Genomic DNA, 14,811 nt, shown 5'->3' on the forward strand with positions numbered 1-14,811 from the left:
GACTTCCCCAGACTCTTGGCGAATTCCCATGTCGGCCGTCCTGAAACCCTTGCAATCCACCAGCCATTTCCGTATCGAGACGTTCGATGCGCCGCTCGGCGCGCAAGTGCTGGGGCTGGACCTGGCGCAGCCGCTGTTGCTGGGCGACTTCCAGCGCCTGCACCATGCCCACCTCGACCATCACGTGCTGGTGTTCCGCAACCAGCGCATCACGCCGCAGCAACAAGTCGATTTCAGCCGCCGCTTCGGTCCCCTGCAAATCCACGTGCTGCGCCAGTTCCAGCTACCCACGCAACCGGAAGTGCTGATCATCTCGAACATCGTCGACGATGGCCAGCCCATTGGCCTGGGCGACGCGGGCCATTTCTGGCATTCCGATTTGTCGTACAAGCAAGTGCCCAGCCTCGGCTCCATGCTGCACGCGCAAGAGTTGCCGGAAGAGGGCGGCGATACCGTGTTTGCGAATATGCACCTGGCCTGGGAAAGCTTGCCGGCCGCGTTGCGCCACGCCGTGCGCGGCGCCCGCGCCGAACACAGCTATCTGAACCAGTATGAGGAGTTGCGCCGCCGCAACCCATGGCGCCCCGCCCTGACGCAGGCGCAGATCGATGAAGTCAAACCGGTCACCCATCCCGTGGTGCGCGTGCATCCGGAAACGGGACGGCGCGCCCTGTTTGTCAGCGAACATTTCACCACGCGCATCGTCGGCCTGCCCGAGGATGAAAGCCGCGCCCTGCTCGACGAACTGTTTGCCCACAGCGTGCGCCCCGAGCACCTGTATGTGCACCGTTGGCAGCCGCATGACCTGGTGTTCTGGGACAACCGCTCGCTGATGCACTTGGCGACGGCTTGCCCGCCTGAGCAGCGCCGCAAACTGTATCGCACCACCATCGAAGGCGATGTGCCGTACTGATTTTTGTCTGTTGATCTGACCCAAGGAGTGTCCATGTTGCCGATCTTTACCTTTGCCCGCCGCCGCCTTTTCGCCACTATCGCCATGCTGTGTTTGACAGGCATGGCAATGCCCATGGCCCGGGCCGAAGGCCAGATCCGCATCGCCGGCCAGCACGGCATCACCTTCTTGCTGCTCAACATTGCGCAAGAACAAAAGCTGATCGAAAAGCATGGCAAGCAGCAGGGTGTCGACGTGAAGGTCGACTGGATCACCTTGTCCGGCGGACCCGCCATCAATGACGCTTTGTTGTCGGGCAATATCGATATTGCGGGGGCTGGACTGGGGCCGCTGCTGACGATATGGGACCGCACGAAAGGCCGGCAGAATGTGCGCGGCGTGGCGTCTTTGGGCAATTTCCCTTACTACTTGATCAGCAACAATCCGAAGGTGAAAACCCTGGCGGACTTGACGGACAAGGACCGCATTGCCTTGCCCGCCGTGTCTGTCTCCGTGCAGGCGCGCATCTTGCAGATGGCCGTGGCAAAGCAGTGGGGCGACAAGGAATTTGCCCGTCTGGATAAAATCACGCAAACCTTGCCGCACCCGGATGCGGCCGCCGCCATCATCGCCGGCGGCACGGAGTTGAGCGGCCACTTCGGCAACTCGCCGTTCCAGGAGCAGGAACTGGCGCAGAACCCGAACGCCCACATCATCTTGAACTCTTACGACGTGCAAGGTGGACCCAGCTCGTCGACCCTGCTGTATGCGACGGAAAAATACCGCAAGGATAATCCCAAGACTTACCGCGCCTTTATCGCCGCGCTGGCGGAAGCGGCGCAGTATGCGAGCAGCAACCCGCAGGGTGCGGCCGACATCTATATCAAGGTCAACAAGAGCAAGGTGGACCGCAACTTGCTGCTGAAAATCTTTGCCAACCCGCAAGTGCAATTCAAGATTGCACCGCAAAACACCTATGGCCTGGCGCAATTCTTGCACCGCGTGAGCGCCATCCGCAACCTGCCCGACAGCTGGCGCGATTACTTCTTTGACGATCCTGCCATTACACAAGGAGGCTGACATGAACGCACCGGCTTTTCACCTGGTACGCCCGCCCGCGACGGTGGCACCCCTGCTCAGCGTGAAACATGTCAGCCTGGAGTACCGCACGGAACAGCGCACGGTGCGCGCCACGCACGACGTCAGTTTCGACGTATTTCGCGGCGACCGTTTTGTGTTGCTGGGGCCATCGGGCTGCGGCAAATCTTCGCTCTTGAAAGCCGTGGCCGGTTTCATCGCGCCGCGCGCGGGCAGCATCGCCATGCAAGATAAGATCATCACAAAGCCGGGGCCGGACCGTGTCGTCGTGTTCCAGGAATTCGACCAGTTACCGCCGTGGAAAACCGTGCTGGAAAACGTCATGTTCCCCTTGCTGGCCAGCAAGCGGCTGGACAAGGTGGCGGCCCGCGAGCGCGCCCATCACTGGATCGCCAAGGTGGGCCTGGCCGGCTTCGAGGATGCCCATCCGCACACCTTGTCGGGCGGCATGAAGCAACGGGTGGCCATCGCGCGTGCGCTGGCTATGCAGCCGGAAGTGTTGTTGATGGACGAGCCGTTTGCCGCCCTCGATGCCTTGACGCGGCGCAAGATGCAAGAAGAGCTGAGCCGCTTGTGGGAAGAGCTGCGCTTTACCCTCGTGTTTGTCACGCATTCGATCGAGGAAGCGCTGGTGGTGGGCAACCGCATCCTGCTGCTGTCGCCCCATCCTGGCAGGGTGCGCGCAGAACTGAACAGCCATCAGTTCGGCTTGCACAGCGCAGGCAGTGCGCAATTCCAGGCCGCCAGCAGCCGCATCCACGGCTTGCTGTTCGATGAAGACGCAACGGCTGCCCCGCAAGCCGCTAGCGCGCAGCGGGAGGGCGTATGAACGTGCTGCTGGAACCGCCGATCCGCCAGGAATTCGTATATGCGGCGCCGCCACCTGTCGGCGTCACCACCGAGCAGCCGCTGTCGCGCTGGCAGCGCTGGAGTCAGCACGCGCTGTGGCGCAAGGTCTTGATTCTGCTCAGCCTGGCTTTGCTGTGGGAGGGCGCGGCGCGCTGGACGCACAACGATTTACTCTTGCCCAGCTTTCTGCAGACGGCGCAGGCGTTTATCGGCGGCATCGCCAGTGGTGAATTGCTCACGCGTACTGCCGCCTCCCTGGTCGTCTTGCTGCAAGGTTATGCGCTGGGTGTGCTGGCCGCCTTCGTGCTGACCTTGCTGGCCGTGTCCAGTCGCATCGGGCGCGACCTGCTGGAAACCCTGACGGCCATGTTCAACCCCTTGCCGGCGATTGCCCTGCTGCCGCTGGCCCTGCTGTGGTTCGGTCTGGGGCGCGCCAGCTTGATCTTCGTCATCGTCCATTCCGTGATGTGGCCGCTGGCATTGAATACGTATGCCGGCTTCCAGAGCGTGCCGGAAACCCTGCGCATGGCGGGCCGCAATTACGGGTTGAACGGCTTGCGCCTGGTGCTGCACATCCTCGTGCCGGGCGCCTTGCCCTCCATTGTCTCGGGCTTGAAGATCGGCTGGGCGTTTGCCTGGCGTACCCTGATCGCCGCCGAGCTGGTATTTGGCACGACATCGGGGCAGGGCGGCCTGGGCTGGTATATTTTTCAGAACCGCAACGAGTTGTACACGGACAAGGTATTCGCGGGCCTGGCGGCCGTCATCGTGATCGGGCTGCTGGTGGAAAACATCGGCTTTCGCAGCCTGGAACGCGTCACTTTGAAACGCTGGGGCATGCAACGGTAGTTGTCACGATAACTACTTCAGCATGCTGCGCGCCGCCGCGATGATTTGCCGCGACAGCTGCTCCATGCGCGGCGACTGCACTTTCCACGTGTGCCAGTACAGGGCCACGTCGGCCGGTGTCTTGGGCGTGAGCATTTCCACCAACTCGCCATCCGTGTTCGCCTTCAGCAGCAGCTCGGGCACCATGCCGTAGCCGAGGCCGTAGCGGATGGCGTTGAAGTGCGAGGTGGCGCCCGGCACGTAATGGCAGGGGTAGGCCCCTTCTGGTAAGCCCAGCGCCTCTTGCAGGAACGATGATTGCAAGGTGTCCTTGCGCGTGTAAGCGACGACGGGCGCCGTGCGCGCCGCCTTGCGCGTCAGGCCGTGCGCGAACCACTGCTGGCGGAACGCGGGCGTGGCCACCAGCCAGTAGCGCATCACACCCAGCGATTCGGCCGTGCAGCCGCGCATGGGTTTGGGCTCCGTGCTGATGCAGCCAATCGCCATGCCCGTTTCCAGCAAAGTATACGTGTGGTCCTGGTCTTCCACGGTCAGGTCCAGCAGCACGCGCTCGCGTATCAGCACCTCGGACAGGGCCGGGAAGAACCAGGTACCCATCGAATCCGCGTTCAGCGCCAGCACCAGGGTCAGCGGGGCATCCTGCTGCACCGCCAGTTCCGCCTGCAAGTCCGCTTCCAGCAGCTTGGCGCGTTTCAGGTACTGCATCAGGCGCTGGCCCATGCGTGTGGCGCGCGCGGGACGGCTGCGCACGATCAAGGCATTGCCCAGCTGACTTTCCAGCGCCCGCACGCGCTGAGAAATGGCGGGCGAGGTCAGGTGCAGCTGCAGCGCCGCCTGCTCGAAGCTGCCCGTTTCGACAACGGCGCGGAACGCTTCCGTGTGCTTGGGATTCAGGTTCATGGTGCGCGCCTAACATAAGAAAAATTTATCAATACTAAATAATACTTACTTTTGATAAGGATAGGTGTGTTGCAGTGCACAATGCCTCTTTGATGGAGTGCGGCATACCCGTATGCGGCCTCCTGGCAGCAAGGGAATATCACCATGGAAGCACAAGCGAACGACACGACCACCCGCAAGTCGCCATCCAAGCTGGCGCGCAATCTGAAATTCGGCCTGGGCATGACCCTGGGCCTGGGCATGGCCGCCGCGCTGGCGGGCGGCTGGTGGCTGCGCCAGGCATGGCAGGATTTGCCGGCCGTCGAGCACCTGGCCCAGTACAAGCCTGCGCTGCCGCTGCGCATTTTCTCCAGCGAAGGCGAGCTGCTGGCCGAATACGGCGAAGAGCGCCGCGAATTTCTGCCCTTGAAGGAGATTCCGCTGCGCATGCGCCAGGCCTTGCTGGCCATCGAGGATGCGCGTTTCTACGAGCATGGCGCCGTCGATTTCTATGGCTTGACGCGCGCCACGCTCGCCAACATCGTCACAGGCCACCATGCGCAGGGCGCCAGCACCATCACCATGCAGGTGGCGCGCGACTTTTTCCTGTCGCGCGACAAGACCGTGCAGCGCAAGCTGACGGAGATGCTGCTCGCCTACAAGCTGGAACAGCACTACGGCAAGGACAAGCTGCTGGAACTGTATATGAACCAGATTTACCTGGGCGAGCGTTCCTACGGCTTTTCCGCCGCTTCGAATATCTATTTCGACAAGCCCCTGGCCGAGGTCAGCATCGCCGAAGCGGCCATGCTGGCGGGCTTGCCGAAAGCGCCGTCGGCCTATAACCCCGTCGCCAATCCGCAGCGCGCCACCGTGCGCCAGCACTACATCCTGCAGCGCATGCGCGAACTCGGCTACATCACGCCAGCCGAATTTGACGCCGCCGTGGCGGAAAAACTGGCCCTGAACAAGGACCGTAACAGCTCCGTGCACGCGGCCGCGTATGCGGTCGAGGAAGCGCGGCAGTTGATCCTGCAAAGCTATCCCGAAGGCGCCTACAGCATGGGCCTGGACGTGACGACCACCATCCGCATGGCGCCGCAGCGGGCGGCCGACAAGTCGCTGCGCGATGGCTTGCTGAACGCGCAGGCGCGACGCGGCTATCGTGGCCCGGAAGCGCGCCTGGCTGCCTCCGAAGACAGCTTGGCGCACCAGCTGGCCGCCTATCCGGATAGCGGAGATTTGCGTGCCGCGCTAGTGCGCAAAGTCGATACTGCTGGCAAGCGCCAACTGACGGCGCAGCTACGCAATGGCGACGAGATCGTGCTCACGGCATCGGATGCGCGCCTGGGCGGCAAGCTGCAATGGGATGGCAAGCGCGCCATCGTCGAGGGCAGCGTGATTCGCGTGGTGCACGACGCGGCAAAGAAGCGCTGGCTGGTGAGCCAGCTGCCCGAGATGGAAGGCGCGCTCATTTCCGTCGATGCGCACAGCGGCGAAATCGTCGCCATGGCGGGCGGCTTCGATTTCTACCGCAACCACTACAACCACGCCATGCAGGCGTACCGCCAGCCCGGCTCCAGCTTCAAGCCCTTCGTGTATTCGGCGGCGCTGGAAAAGGGATATTTCCCAGGCACGGCCGTGGACGACACGCAGCGCTTGCTGCTGCCGCAGGAAACGGGCGCGCAGCCTTGGCGTCCGCGCAATTACGGCAACAACTATGAAGGTTTCATCAGCGTGCGGCGCGGCCTGGTACGCTCGAAAAACCTGGTGGCCGTCAGCCTGATGCAGGCGGCCGGCCCCGCCTACGTGCAGCACTACGCCACGCGCTTCGGCTTCGAGGGCGCGCGCAATCCCGTCTCCCTGCCGCTGGCGCTGGGCGCGGGCGCCGTCACGCCGCTGCAACTGGCGCAGTCGTATGCGGTGTTCGCCAACGGCGGCATGCAGATGCCGCCGAAATTGATCAAGGAAGTGCGCAGCCGCAGCGGCGAAGTGCTGTTCAGCGATGCGGCGCCACGCGCCAAGGGCGAACCGGCACCGGGCACGCAAGTCATCACCACGCGCAATGCCTACGTCATGGACAGCATGCTGCGCGACGTCGTCAAGCGCGGCACGGGACGCGGCGCGCTGGCGCTGGGACGCGGCGACGCGGCCGGCAAGACGGGGACATCGAACAATGCGTATGACGCCTGGTTCGCCGGCTATTCCTCGGGCCTCGTGTCTGTCGTCTGGCTCGGCTACGACCAGCCGAAAAGCCTGGGCAACGCCACCGGGGGGACTTTGGCGCTGCCTGTCTGGCGCGACTACATGCAGGTGGCAGTACAAGGCCGCCGCGAACAGGTGCTGGCCGAACCGCCAGGCCTGGCGTTGCTCGACGGCGATTACGTGTATGCCGAATACCTGGCCGGCGACTGCCTGAAGGATAACTTTGCCTTTATCCACAGCAGCGTCAGTTGTGGCAGTGGCGATGCGGATACGCGCATGGCGCACGGTGACGCTGGCAATGGTGGCAATGGCGGCTCCAGCACGGGCACGAGTGAGGCGCGCACCTTGAGCGAAGCGCGCGAACGCGAACAAATTCTCAAATCATTTTCGGAAGAGTAAGAGCATGTTGCTATATACGATTTACCTGGTGGCGATTGTCGCCGAAGCGATGTCCGGCGCCATCATGGGCATGCGGCGCGGCATGGATTTGTTCGGCATCTGCATGATCGGCACCGTCACGGCGCTCGGTGGCGGCACCGTGCGCGACGTGCTGCTCGGGCACTATCCGCTGGGCTGGATCGCGCATCCCGAGTACCTGCTGTTTACCATCGGCGCGGCTGTCGTCACGGCCTTTGTCGCGCGCTACCTGCACCATCTGCGCGCCATCTTCTTGCTGGTCGATGGACTGGGGCTGGTGGCGTTTTGCGTGATCGGTTGCGACATCGCCATGTCGGCCAAGATGCATCCAGCCATCGTCGTGCTGGCGGGGATGATCACGGGCGTCTTCGGCGGCTTGCTGCGCGATATTCTGTGCAACCAGATTCCCCTCGTGCTGCAGCGTGAAGTGTATGCCACCGTGGCGCTGTTTACGGGCAGCCTGTATGTCGGACTGCTGTATTTCAAGGTCGACAGCTCGGTGGCGCAGCTGGCGTCCATCGGCGCCGGCTTCCTGTTCCGTTTCCTGGCCCTGCACTTCGAGTGGCGCTTGCCGAATTTCAATGGCGACCGCATACGGGGATTTGAGTAAGGCAGCAGCCGCGTAAATATTTTCACGCACATTTAACCCCTTTTTCTGCGCCGCTGCGTTTCATGTTTGACACCCCAGCCAACCGGAGAAGAAGCGATGTCCAGCGCCCTCAAGATCACCCTGATACTGTCCCTGCTGCTGTCGGCAGGCTGCCACGCCGCCGGCACGGCACCGCGCAAGACGCTGGCGCCGTTCGCCAGCGAGCAGGCCTTGAGCAGCTATTTGCAGCAGTTGCAGGCGCGCCAGGCGGCCCTGCAAAGGGAACAGCAGAAACTGCAGCGCGCGACGGCGCAGTATTCGGCGCAGTACACGGCGGCGGCGCCGGCCCCTGTCGCACCGATGGCGGCGAAAGCCGTGCCGGCAGCTTCGGCAGAAGCGGCGGAATCCATCACCAATGTGCAGACGGCGGGCGTGGACGAAGGCGGCATCGTCAAGCTGCATGGCAAGCACCTGGTGATGCTCCGACGCGGTAAGCTGTTTACGGTGCAGGTAGGCGGCAATGCCCTGCAACCCGTCGCCGTGCTCGACGCGTTCGCGCCGGGCAGCGATCCGTCGGGCAGCTGGTATGACGAGATGCTGATCGATGGCGATACGGTGGTGGTCATCGGCTACAGCTACAGCCGTGGCGGCACGGAGATTGGCCTGTTCGACATCGCGGCCGACGGCAAGCTGGCCTACCGCTCCACGTATCACTTGCGCTCCAACGATTATTATTCCTCGCGCAATTACGCCAGCCGGCTGATAGGCAGCAAACTGGTATTCTATTCTCCCCTGTCGTTGAACTTGCGCCGGGGCGACCCGTTCGGCGGCTTTCCTGCGCTGCGTCGCTGGCGTCCCGACGTCGTGCCGTCCGACTTCAAGCGCATCGCCCCTGCCACGCGCATCTATCGTACCGATGAGGAGCCCGAAGTTGGCGCCGGCCTGACCCTGCACACGGTCACCGTGTGCGACCTGGCGCAGCGCGACATGCGTTGCGAAGCGACGGCCGTGATGGGACCGCAGGGCCGCGTATTTTATGTGTCGGGCGAGTCCGTATTCGTGTGGACCACGCGCCGGGGCCGCGACTCGGGCGTGTTCCGCATTCCCCTCGATGGCAGTGCGCCCAGCGCCCTGAAGGTGGCGGGCGCGCCCGTCGACCAGTTCTCGTTCCTGGAAAGCGTGGATGGCCACCTGAACGTCTTGTTGCGCGCCGAGGGCCAGGGCGACGCCATGTGGGATGGTGCGCAGGGCCGCGGCGACATGGCCCTGCTGCGCGTGCCATTGACGTCGTTTTCCGATGGCCGCGACAGTGCGCCCGCCAGCAGCTACAAGCCGCTGCCCGGTGGTGGCGGTTACGGCTTGCAGAACCGCTATGTGGGAGCGTATCTGTTGTACGGCAATCCGGGCAATGGCGGCGGGCGACAGGCAGACCAGGCCTGGCCGCGCCAGCCCCTGTATGCCGTGCACTGGGCCGATGCGGGCAGCGTGCAAGCCTTGTCCCTGCCGCACGGCGTGGAGCGCATCGAGGCGCTGGGCAATGATGCCGTGGTGATCGGTGCGCAGGGCAAGGATTTGCACTTCAGCAGCATCCGCCTGGGGGCGCAGGCATCCGTCGCCACGCGCTACATCCGCGCCGATGCGGCGCAGGGAGAGTCGCGCAGCCACGGCTTTTTCTACAAGCCGCAAGCGCAAGACGAAGGCATGATCGGGCTGCCCATCCTGGGCGCGGACGAGCGGCCCGACTTGAACCGGCCGGCCGCTTCCGTCCTGTACCTGCGCAACAGCGGCTTGCAATTGACGGAACTGGGTGCGCTGGCCGCACGGCCCGGTCCATCACCGGATGACGGCTGCCGCGCTTCCTGCGTGGACTGGTATGGCAATGCGCGCCCCTTGTTCCTGCAGGGCCGCGTCTTCGCCCTGCTCGGCTATGAATTGGTGGAGGGGGCGCTCAAGGTGGGACAGATCCGCGAAGTGCGCCGCATCAGTTATGCGCCCATTGCGTCCACTGTACGCTGAAGGCGCAGGGAAATTGTCGCTGCCGCGTAGTTCGGCTACACTGGTTCGCATGCCCGACACTTTACTCACCGCGACGGATGAAGACCTGATGCTGCGCTACAGCGCCGGCGACCTGCCGTCGTTTCGCGAATTGTACCGGCGCCATAGTCAGGGCCTGTACCGCTTTGTGGCCTGGCGTGCGCCGCGCCGCGCGTGGGTTGACGAGATCGTGCAGGATGCCTGGGCCAGCCTGCACGCGGCGCGCACGGGCTACCGGCCGCAGGCGGCGTTTCGCACCTATCTGTACCAGATCGCGCGTAACCGCCTGATCGACATCCTGCGCCAGCGGGAAGGACAGGAGCATGACGACGTGGGCGAACTGGCCGACGAGGGCGCATCGCCGTCGCAGTCGCTGGAGTGGAAACAGCAGCACGCGCTGCTGCATGCGGCCATCGCCGCGTTGCCCACCGAGCAAAAAGAGGCGCTGGTGCTGCAGCAGTTCAGCGGCATGAGCATCCTCGAGATCGCCGTGGTGACGGGGGCGGAGGCGGAAACCGTCAAGAGCCGGCTGCGCTATGCCATGCAGAAGTTGCGGGCCGGACTGGACAGCGCGGGAGGGCAGGCATGAATACGCACGATCAAGATAACGACGAAGTGCATGACGCAGAATTGAACGCGCTGCTGGCCAGCTTGCCGCAGCCAGCGCCCTCCAGCGCGCTCGATGCGCTCATCCTGGCCGATGCAGAGAAAGCTCTGCAACAACCGGCAGCCGCGAACGACAGCGCCGATGGTGTGCTGCGTACCTTGCCCGCCAAGAAATCCCCGGACTATCCGCAGCGCTGGCGCGTTCCGCTGGGGCTGGCCGCCGCCGTGCTGCTGACGGTGAACCTGATCGGCGTGGACTGGTTCGGCTCGAAGCCGGCACAATTTCCCGTGGTCGGGGAACCGGTCACGCAGGATGCGATGCCGGATGCGGCGCCAGTGCCGCAAGCTGCCGTCTCCACGGCGCCCGTGCAGGCGCCAGTACCGGCGCGAGTATCAGCGCCAGTGCCGCGTGCCATGGCCGCAGCCAAGCCAGCGCCGCCGCCTGAACTGGCACCGCCGCCACCGCCAGCCACGGATATGCAGCGGGCAATGGAGCAGCAAGCCGCCGTGCAAGCCGAATCCAGCTTGCAGCGCCAGTCCCCCGTGCAGCGCGCGCTGGCCATGCCCGCTCCCGTCGCGGCAAAGTCGGCGCCGCTGCCGCCGCCGGCCAGGCTTGACGCTTCCGTGTGGCTGCTGAAGATCGACGCTTTGCTCAAGGCGGGCGAAGGCGCGCTGGCGCAGGACGAATGGACCGCGTTCCGGCAGGCGTATCCCGATTATCCTGTGGCCGAGGAGCTGCGGCAGCGCCTGGAGAAAATACCGAAGTAGCGCGCGTTACACGATGCCCTTCCGGCGTTCCCACACGGCGCTGCCGACGAAAATGGCGGCGCACACCCACATCACGGCCGGTAGGGCGTTCACGCCCACCGATTGCATCAGCACGCCCGTCAGCAGGGGACCACCGCCGCTGGTCACGCCCCAGGTGGCGTTGACGATGGCGCTGGCGCTGGTCAGCGACAGACCAGTGAAGCGTTCGCCACAGGCCACCAGCGCCAGCATGTAAATGCCTCCCGCCGCCGCGCCCAGCAACAGTAGCAAGGTCCACCACAGCCACGGCGTGCCGACGGCGAACGGCAGCAACGGCAAGAGCAGGCAGACCGCCACGCCGCAGCTTGCGTGCACCCTGGCGCGGCCAAAGCGGTCTGCCATCCATCCCAGCGCGAATTGCAGGCCCGTGTCGCCCACCAGCACCACCGTGGCCGACAGCAGGGCCAGGTCCGTGCTGATGCCGTGCTCCATCGCATACAGCGGCAGGAGGCTCAATGCCAGCGTATCGAACAGGGCAAAGAAGGCGGCGCCCAGCACGATCATCGGCATGCGCGGCAGGATCAAGGTCCATTTCACGCCATGTTCTTCCGGCTCCCTTTCCGGGCCGCTGTTCGAGATCAGCATCAATCCCGGCACGGCCAGCAGGAACAGCAGGCCGCAGGCGGCAAAGCTCCAGCTGATCTTGTCGTTGAAGAGGGCGACGAGGGCAGGGCCGATCAGCTGGAAAAACGTAAAACTGGTGGTGTACATGGCCACCACGCGGCCCCGCGAATTGTCGGGCGCCAGGCGATTGACCCATGCTTCGCCGATGGTAAACAGCACGCCCATGGCGCCGCCGAACAGGAAACGCAGCACGCTCCACGCCAGCAGGTGGTCGGTGAACTGCATGGCGATCGTCGCCAGCGACGCTACCCACACGGCGCCCAGCATGGTGGCGCGCGCGCCAAAGCGCCTCACCCAGCGCGAGACGAACGGCGAGGCGGCCAGGATGCCGAGCGCGCTGACGGCCGTGATCATGCCGATGATGTCCGTGCCCACGCCGCGCTGGTGCAGGGTCAACGCGGTGAGCGGCATGGTGGCGCCCAGGCCCAGGCCCACCACGCCGATGCTGACCACGAGGGCGAAGAAATCACGCCATGGCATGGTCTTCATGGCTGCCCCCGCAGGGTGAAAAAGGAGTTTTGGAAGACTTGAAAACGGTGTGGATGCATGGGAAAGTAAGGGACTTTGCCGGTGGCGCTGGTGTTTGGCGCCGGACGGGCATATGATGATTTTAATAAAGGCAAGATTGCAAAGCCGTAGTGTAGGCGATGTGTGCCGGTTTCTATTGGCTCTGCTGTACAGTGTAGCGAGCGGCAGCGCTGTCATGGCGCTGTCATTGGATCGTCACGCCAGCGAGGAAGCTCCATGCGCCATCCCATCGTTCTCGTTCCTGCCTGCCAGCGCCAGTTGGGAAACCATGCCTGGCACATGGCGCAGGACAAGTACCTGCACGCCGTGCTGCACGGCGCCGGCTGCCTGCCGCTGCTGCTGCCTGCCCTGGGAGCTGAGGTGGACCTGGACGCGGCGCTGCAGATCGCCGATGGCATCCTGCTGACCGGTTCCGCCTCGAACGTCGACGCGCGCCTGTATGGCGAAGACATCCTGCATCCCGACTTACCGCAAGACCCCGCGCGCGACGCCACCACCTTGCCCCTGATCCGCGCCGCGCTGGCGCGCCAGCTGCCCTTGCTCGCCATCTGCCGCGGTTTCCAGGAAGTCAATGTGGCCCTGGGCGGCACCCTGCACCAGGCCGTGCATGCGGTGCCGAACATGCAGGATCACCGCGAAAAGGTGCTCGATCCGCTGGAACGCCAGTACGCGCCCGCGCACCGCATTCGCCTGATGCCCGAGGGCCTTTTGTCGCGCCTGCTGGGCGGCGAGAGCGAAATGATGGTCAATTCCCTGCATGGCCAGGGCCTGGCCCGGCTGGCCGACGGCTTGCTGGTGGAAGCCCTGGCCGACGACGGGCTGGTGGAAGCCTACACGGTGGCCAGCGCCCCCGGTTTTACGCTGGGCGTGCAATGGCACCCGGAATGGCAGGTGGAAGACAATGCGCACGCCATGCGGCTGTTCGGTGCCTTCGGCCAGGCGTGCCGCGATTACCAGGAACAGCAGCACAGAAAGATAGAATGACAGGACAGGAATGACAGGTGCGCCGCACCAGCACCGCGCGGCGCTTGATTAATACCAGCGAGAGGAAAACATGGCAATACGCGAAAATTTCACTTATACGGATATGGATTTGTGGCTCAATGAAAAGCGCGTCACGGAAATCGAGTGCCTGGTGCCTGACTTGACGGGTGTGGCGCGCGGGAAGATCCTGCCGCGCGGTAAATTCACCCAGGAGCGCGGCATGCGCATCCCGGAAGCGGTGCTGGGCATGACCGTGACGGGCAATTACCCGGTCGACGACGGCGGCTACGACCGCGCCATTTCCAGCACCGACCGCGACATGATCTTGAAGGCCGATCCCACCACCATCACCATGGTGCCGTGGGCCACAGACCCCACCGCGCAAGTCATCCACGACTGCTATTTTGCCGACGGCATGCTGGTCGATTTTGCTCCAAGATCTGTGCTACGGCGCGTGCTGAAACTGTATGCGGACAAGGGCTGGAAACCCGTGGTGGCGCCGGAGCTGGAATTCTACCTGACGGCGAAGAACACCGACCCCGACTTGCCGCTGAAGCCGCCCATCGGCCGCAGCGGCCGGGCCGAGACCAGCCGCCAGGTCTACAGCATCGATGCGGTCAACGAATTCGACCCGTTGTTCGAGGATATCTACGATTACTGCGAATTGATGAACCTCGACGTCGACACCTTGATCCACGAGATCGGTGCGGGACAGATGGAAATCAACTTCCTGCACGGCGACCCGCTGGGCCTGGCCGACAAGGTCTTTTTCTTCAAGCGCACCCTGCGTGAAGCGGCCTTGAAACACGATATGTACGCCACCTTCATGGCCAAGCCCATGGCAGGCGAGCCGGGGTCCGCCATGCATGTGCACCAGAGTGTCGTCGATGCGAAGACGGGACTGAATATCTTCAGCAACGACGACGGTTCGGCCGCGCCCATCTTCAAGCATTACATTGCGGGATTGCAGCGCTACATGCCGTCGGCCATGGCCATCGTCGCGCCTTACGTGAACTCCTACCGCCGCATCGTGCGCCATACGGCCGCACCCATCAACATCCAGTGGGGCCTGGACAACCGCACCGTGGGTTTTCGCGTGCCCGAGTCGGGCGTGCAGGACCGCCGCGTGGAAAACCGCATCATCGGCGCCGACGCCAATCCCTACCTGGCGCTGGCCGTGACGCTGGCCTGTGGATATCTGGGCATGACGGAGCAGCTGGAAGCGACGCCGATGATGGTGGGCAGCGCCTACGACATGAAGTTCGAACTGCCACAAGGCTTGCCCGAAGCCCTGCAACTGCTGCGCGCGGAAGACAAGCTGCGCACGGTGCTGGGCGATCGCTTCATCGACGTGTATGCGGCCATCAAGGACCTGGAGCACCAGGAATTCATGACGGTGATCAGCCCATGGGAGCGCGAACACTTGTTATTGCACGTTTAAAAGGAGCAC

13 protein-coding genes are annotated in these 14,811 nt (G+C 63.9%); 11 read left to right on the top strand and 2 right to left on the bottom strand.

The genetic code is table 11. From position 1 onward, the window contains the following. Positions 1-28: 28 nt before the first annotated feature. From ACP7DE_RS09195 to ACP7DE_RS09210, 4 genes are read left to right on the top strand one after another with little or no spacing between them, the layout of a single operon-like run. Positions 29-913, top strand: a complete 885-nt coding sequence (locus tag ACP7DE_RS09195; RefSeq protein WP_426071817.1) for a TauD/TfdA dioxygenase family protein — start codon at positions 29-31, stop codon at positions 911-913. Positions 914-946: 33 nt separating this feature from the next. Next, complete coding sequence (locus ACP7DE_RS09200) at positions 947-1,972, top strand: ABC transporter substrate-binding protein (RefSeq protein ID WP_426071818.1); 1,026 nt, start codon at positions 947-949, stop codon at positions 1,970-1,972. 1 nt (position 1,973) lies between these two features. Beyond that, positions 1,974-2,819, top strand: coding sequence for an ABC transporter ATP-binding protein (locus ACP7DE_RS09205; protein ID WP_426071819.1), 846 nt, complete (start codon positions 1,974-1,976; stop codon positions 2,817-2,819). Continuing rightward, positions 2,816-3,688 (top strand): ABC transporter permease, encoded by an 873-nt coding sequence (locus ACP7DE_RS09210; protein ID WP_426071820.1) that lies wholly within the window; start codon positions 2,816-2,818, stop codon positions 3,686-3,688. Before ACP7DE_RS09205 ends, ACP7DE_RS09210 begins: the two co-directional genes overlap by 4 nt. A gap of 12 nt (positions 3,689-3,700) precedes the next feature. On the opposite strand, the gene ACP7DE_RS09215 is transcribed toward ACP7DE_RS09210, so the two are convergent. Further along, positions 3,701-4,588 carry an HTH-type transcriptional regulator ArgP gene (locus tag ACP7DE_RS09215; RefSeq protein WP_426071821.1) on the bottom strand — a complete coding sequence of 296 codons (888 nt, stop codon included), beginning with the start codon at positions 4,586-4,588 and terminating at the stop codon, positions 3,701-3,703. Between the two features lie 144 nt (positions 4,589-4,732). Here ACP7DE_RS09215 and ACP7DE_RS09220 point away from each other — a divergent pair, with 144 nt between their 5' ends. The 5 genes from ACP7DE_RS09220 (at position 4,733) to ACP7DE_RS09240 (ending at position 11,186) form a co-directional block, all read left to right on the top strand. Beyond that, the gene (locus ACP7DE_RS09220; protein ID WP_426071822.1) at positions 4,733-7,171 is read left to right on the top strand and encodes a penicillin-binding protein 1A; all 2,439 of its coding nucleotides are present in this window, start codon (positions 4,733-4,735) and stop codon (positions 7,169-7,171) included. A 4-nt stretch (positions 7,172-7,175) separates the two neighbouring features. Continuing rightward, positions 7,176-7,799 (top strand): trimeric intracellular cation channel family protein, encoded by a 624-nt coding sequence (locus tag ACP7DE_RS09225; RefSeq protein WP_070254674.1) that lies wholly within the window; start codon positions 7,176-7,178, stop codon positions 7,797-7,799. A gap of 96 nt (positions 7,800-7,895) precedes the next feature. Further along, positions 7,896-9,794 (top strand): beta-propeller domain-containing protein, encoded by a 1,899-nt coding sequence (locus ACP7DE_RS09230; RefSeq protein ID WP_426071823.1) that lies wholly within the window; start codon positions 7,896-7,898, stop codon positions 9,792-9,794. A 49-nt stretch (positions 9,795-9,843) separates the two neighbouring features. Then, positions 9,844-10,401, top strand: coding sequence for a sigma-70 family RNA polymerase sigma factor (locus tag ACP7DE_RS09235; protein ID WP_426071824.1), 558 nt, complete (start codon positions 9,844-9,846; stop codon positions 10,399-10,401). Beyond that, positions 10,398-11,186, top strand: a complete 789-nt coding sequence (locus ACP7DE_RS09240) for a hypothetical protein (RefSeq protein WP_426071825.1) — start codon at positions 10,398-10,400, stop codon at positions 11,184-11,186. The genes ACP7DE_RS09235 and ACP7DE_RS09240 overlap by 4 nt, the downstream gene beginning before the upstream one ends. 6 nt (positions 11,187-11,192) lie before the next feature. On the opposite strand, the gene ACP7DE_RS09245 is transcribed toward ACP7DE_RS09240, so the two are convergent. Next, entirely contained in the window at positions 11,193-12,338 is a 1,146-nt protein-coding gene (locus tag ACP7DE_RS09245) for an MFS transporter (protein WP_426071826.1), read from the bottom strand. A 255-nt stretch (positions 12,339-12,593) separates the two neighbouring features. Between ACP7DE_RS09245 and ACP7DE_RS09250 the strand changes: the two genes are divergently transcribed. Then, positions 12,594-13,361, top strand: coding sequence for a gamma-glutamyl-gamma-aminobutyrate hydrolase family protein (locus ACP7DE_RS09250; RefSeq protein ID WP_426071827.1), 768 nt, complete (start codon positions 12,594-12,596; stop codon positions 13,359-13,361). Between the two features lie 70 nt (positions 13,362-13,431). After that, positions 13,432-14,802 (top strand): glutamine synthetase family protein, encoded by a 1,371-nt coding sequence (locus ACP7DE_RS09255; protein WP_102121276.1) that lies wholly within the window; start codon positions 13,432-13,434, stop codon positions 14,800-14,802. Positions 14,803-14,811: the final 9 nt, after the last annotated feature.

It is taken from the genome of Janthinobacterium sp. DSP2-3-3, from assembly GCF_049897325.1.
Lineage (GTDB): Bacteria > Pseudomonadota > Gammaproteobacteria > Burkholderiales > Burkholderiaceae_D > Janthinobacterium.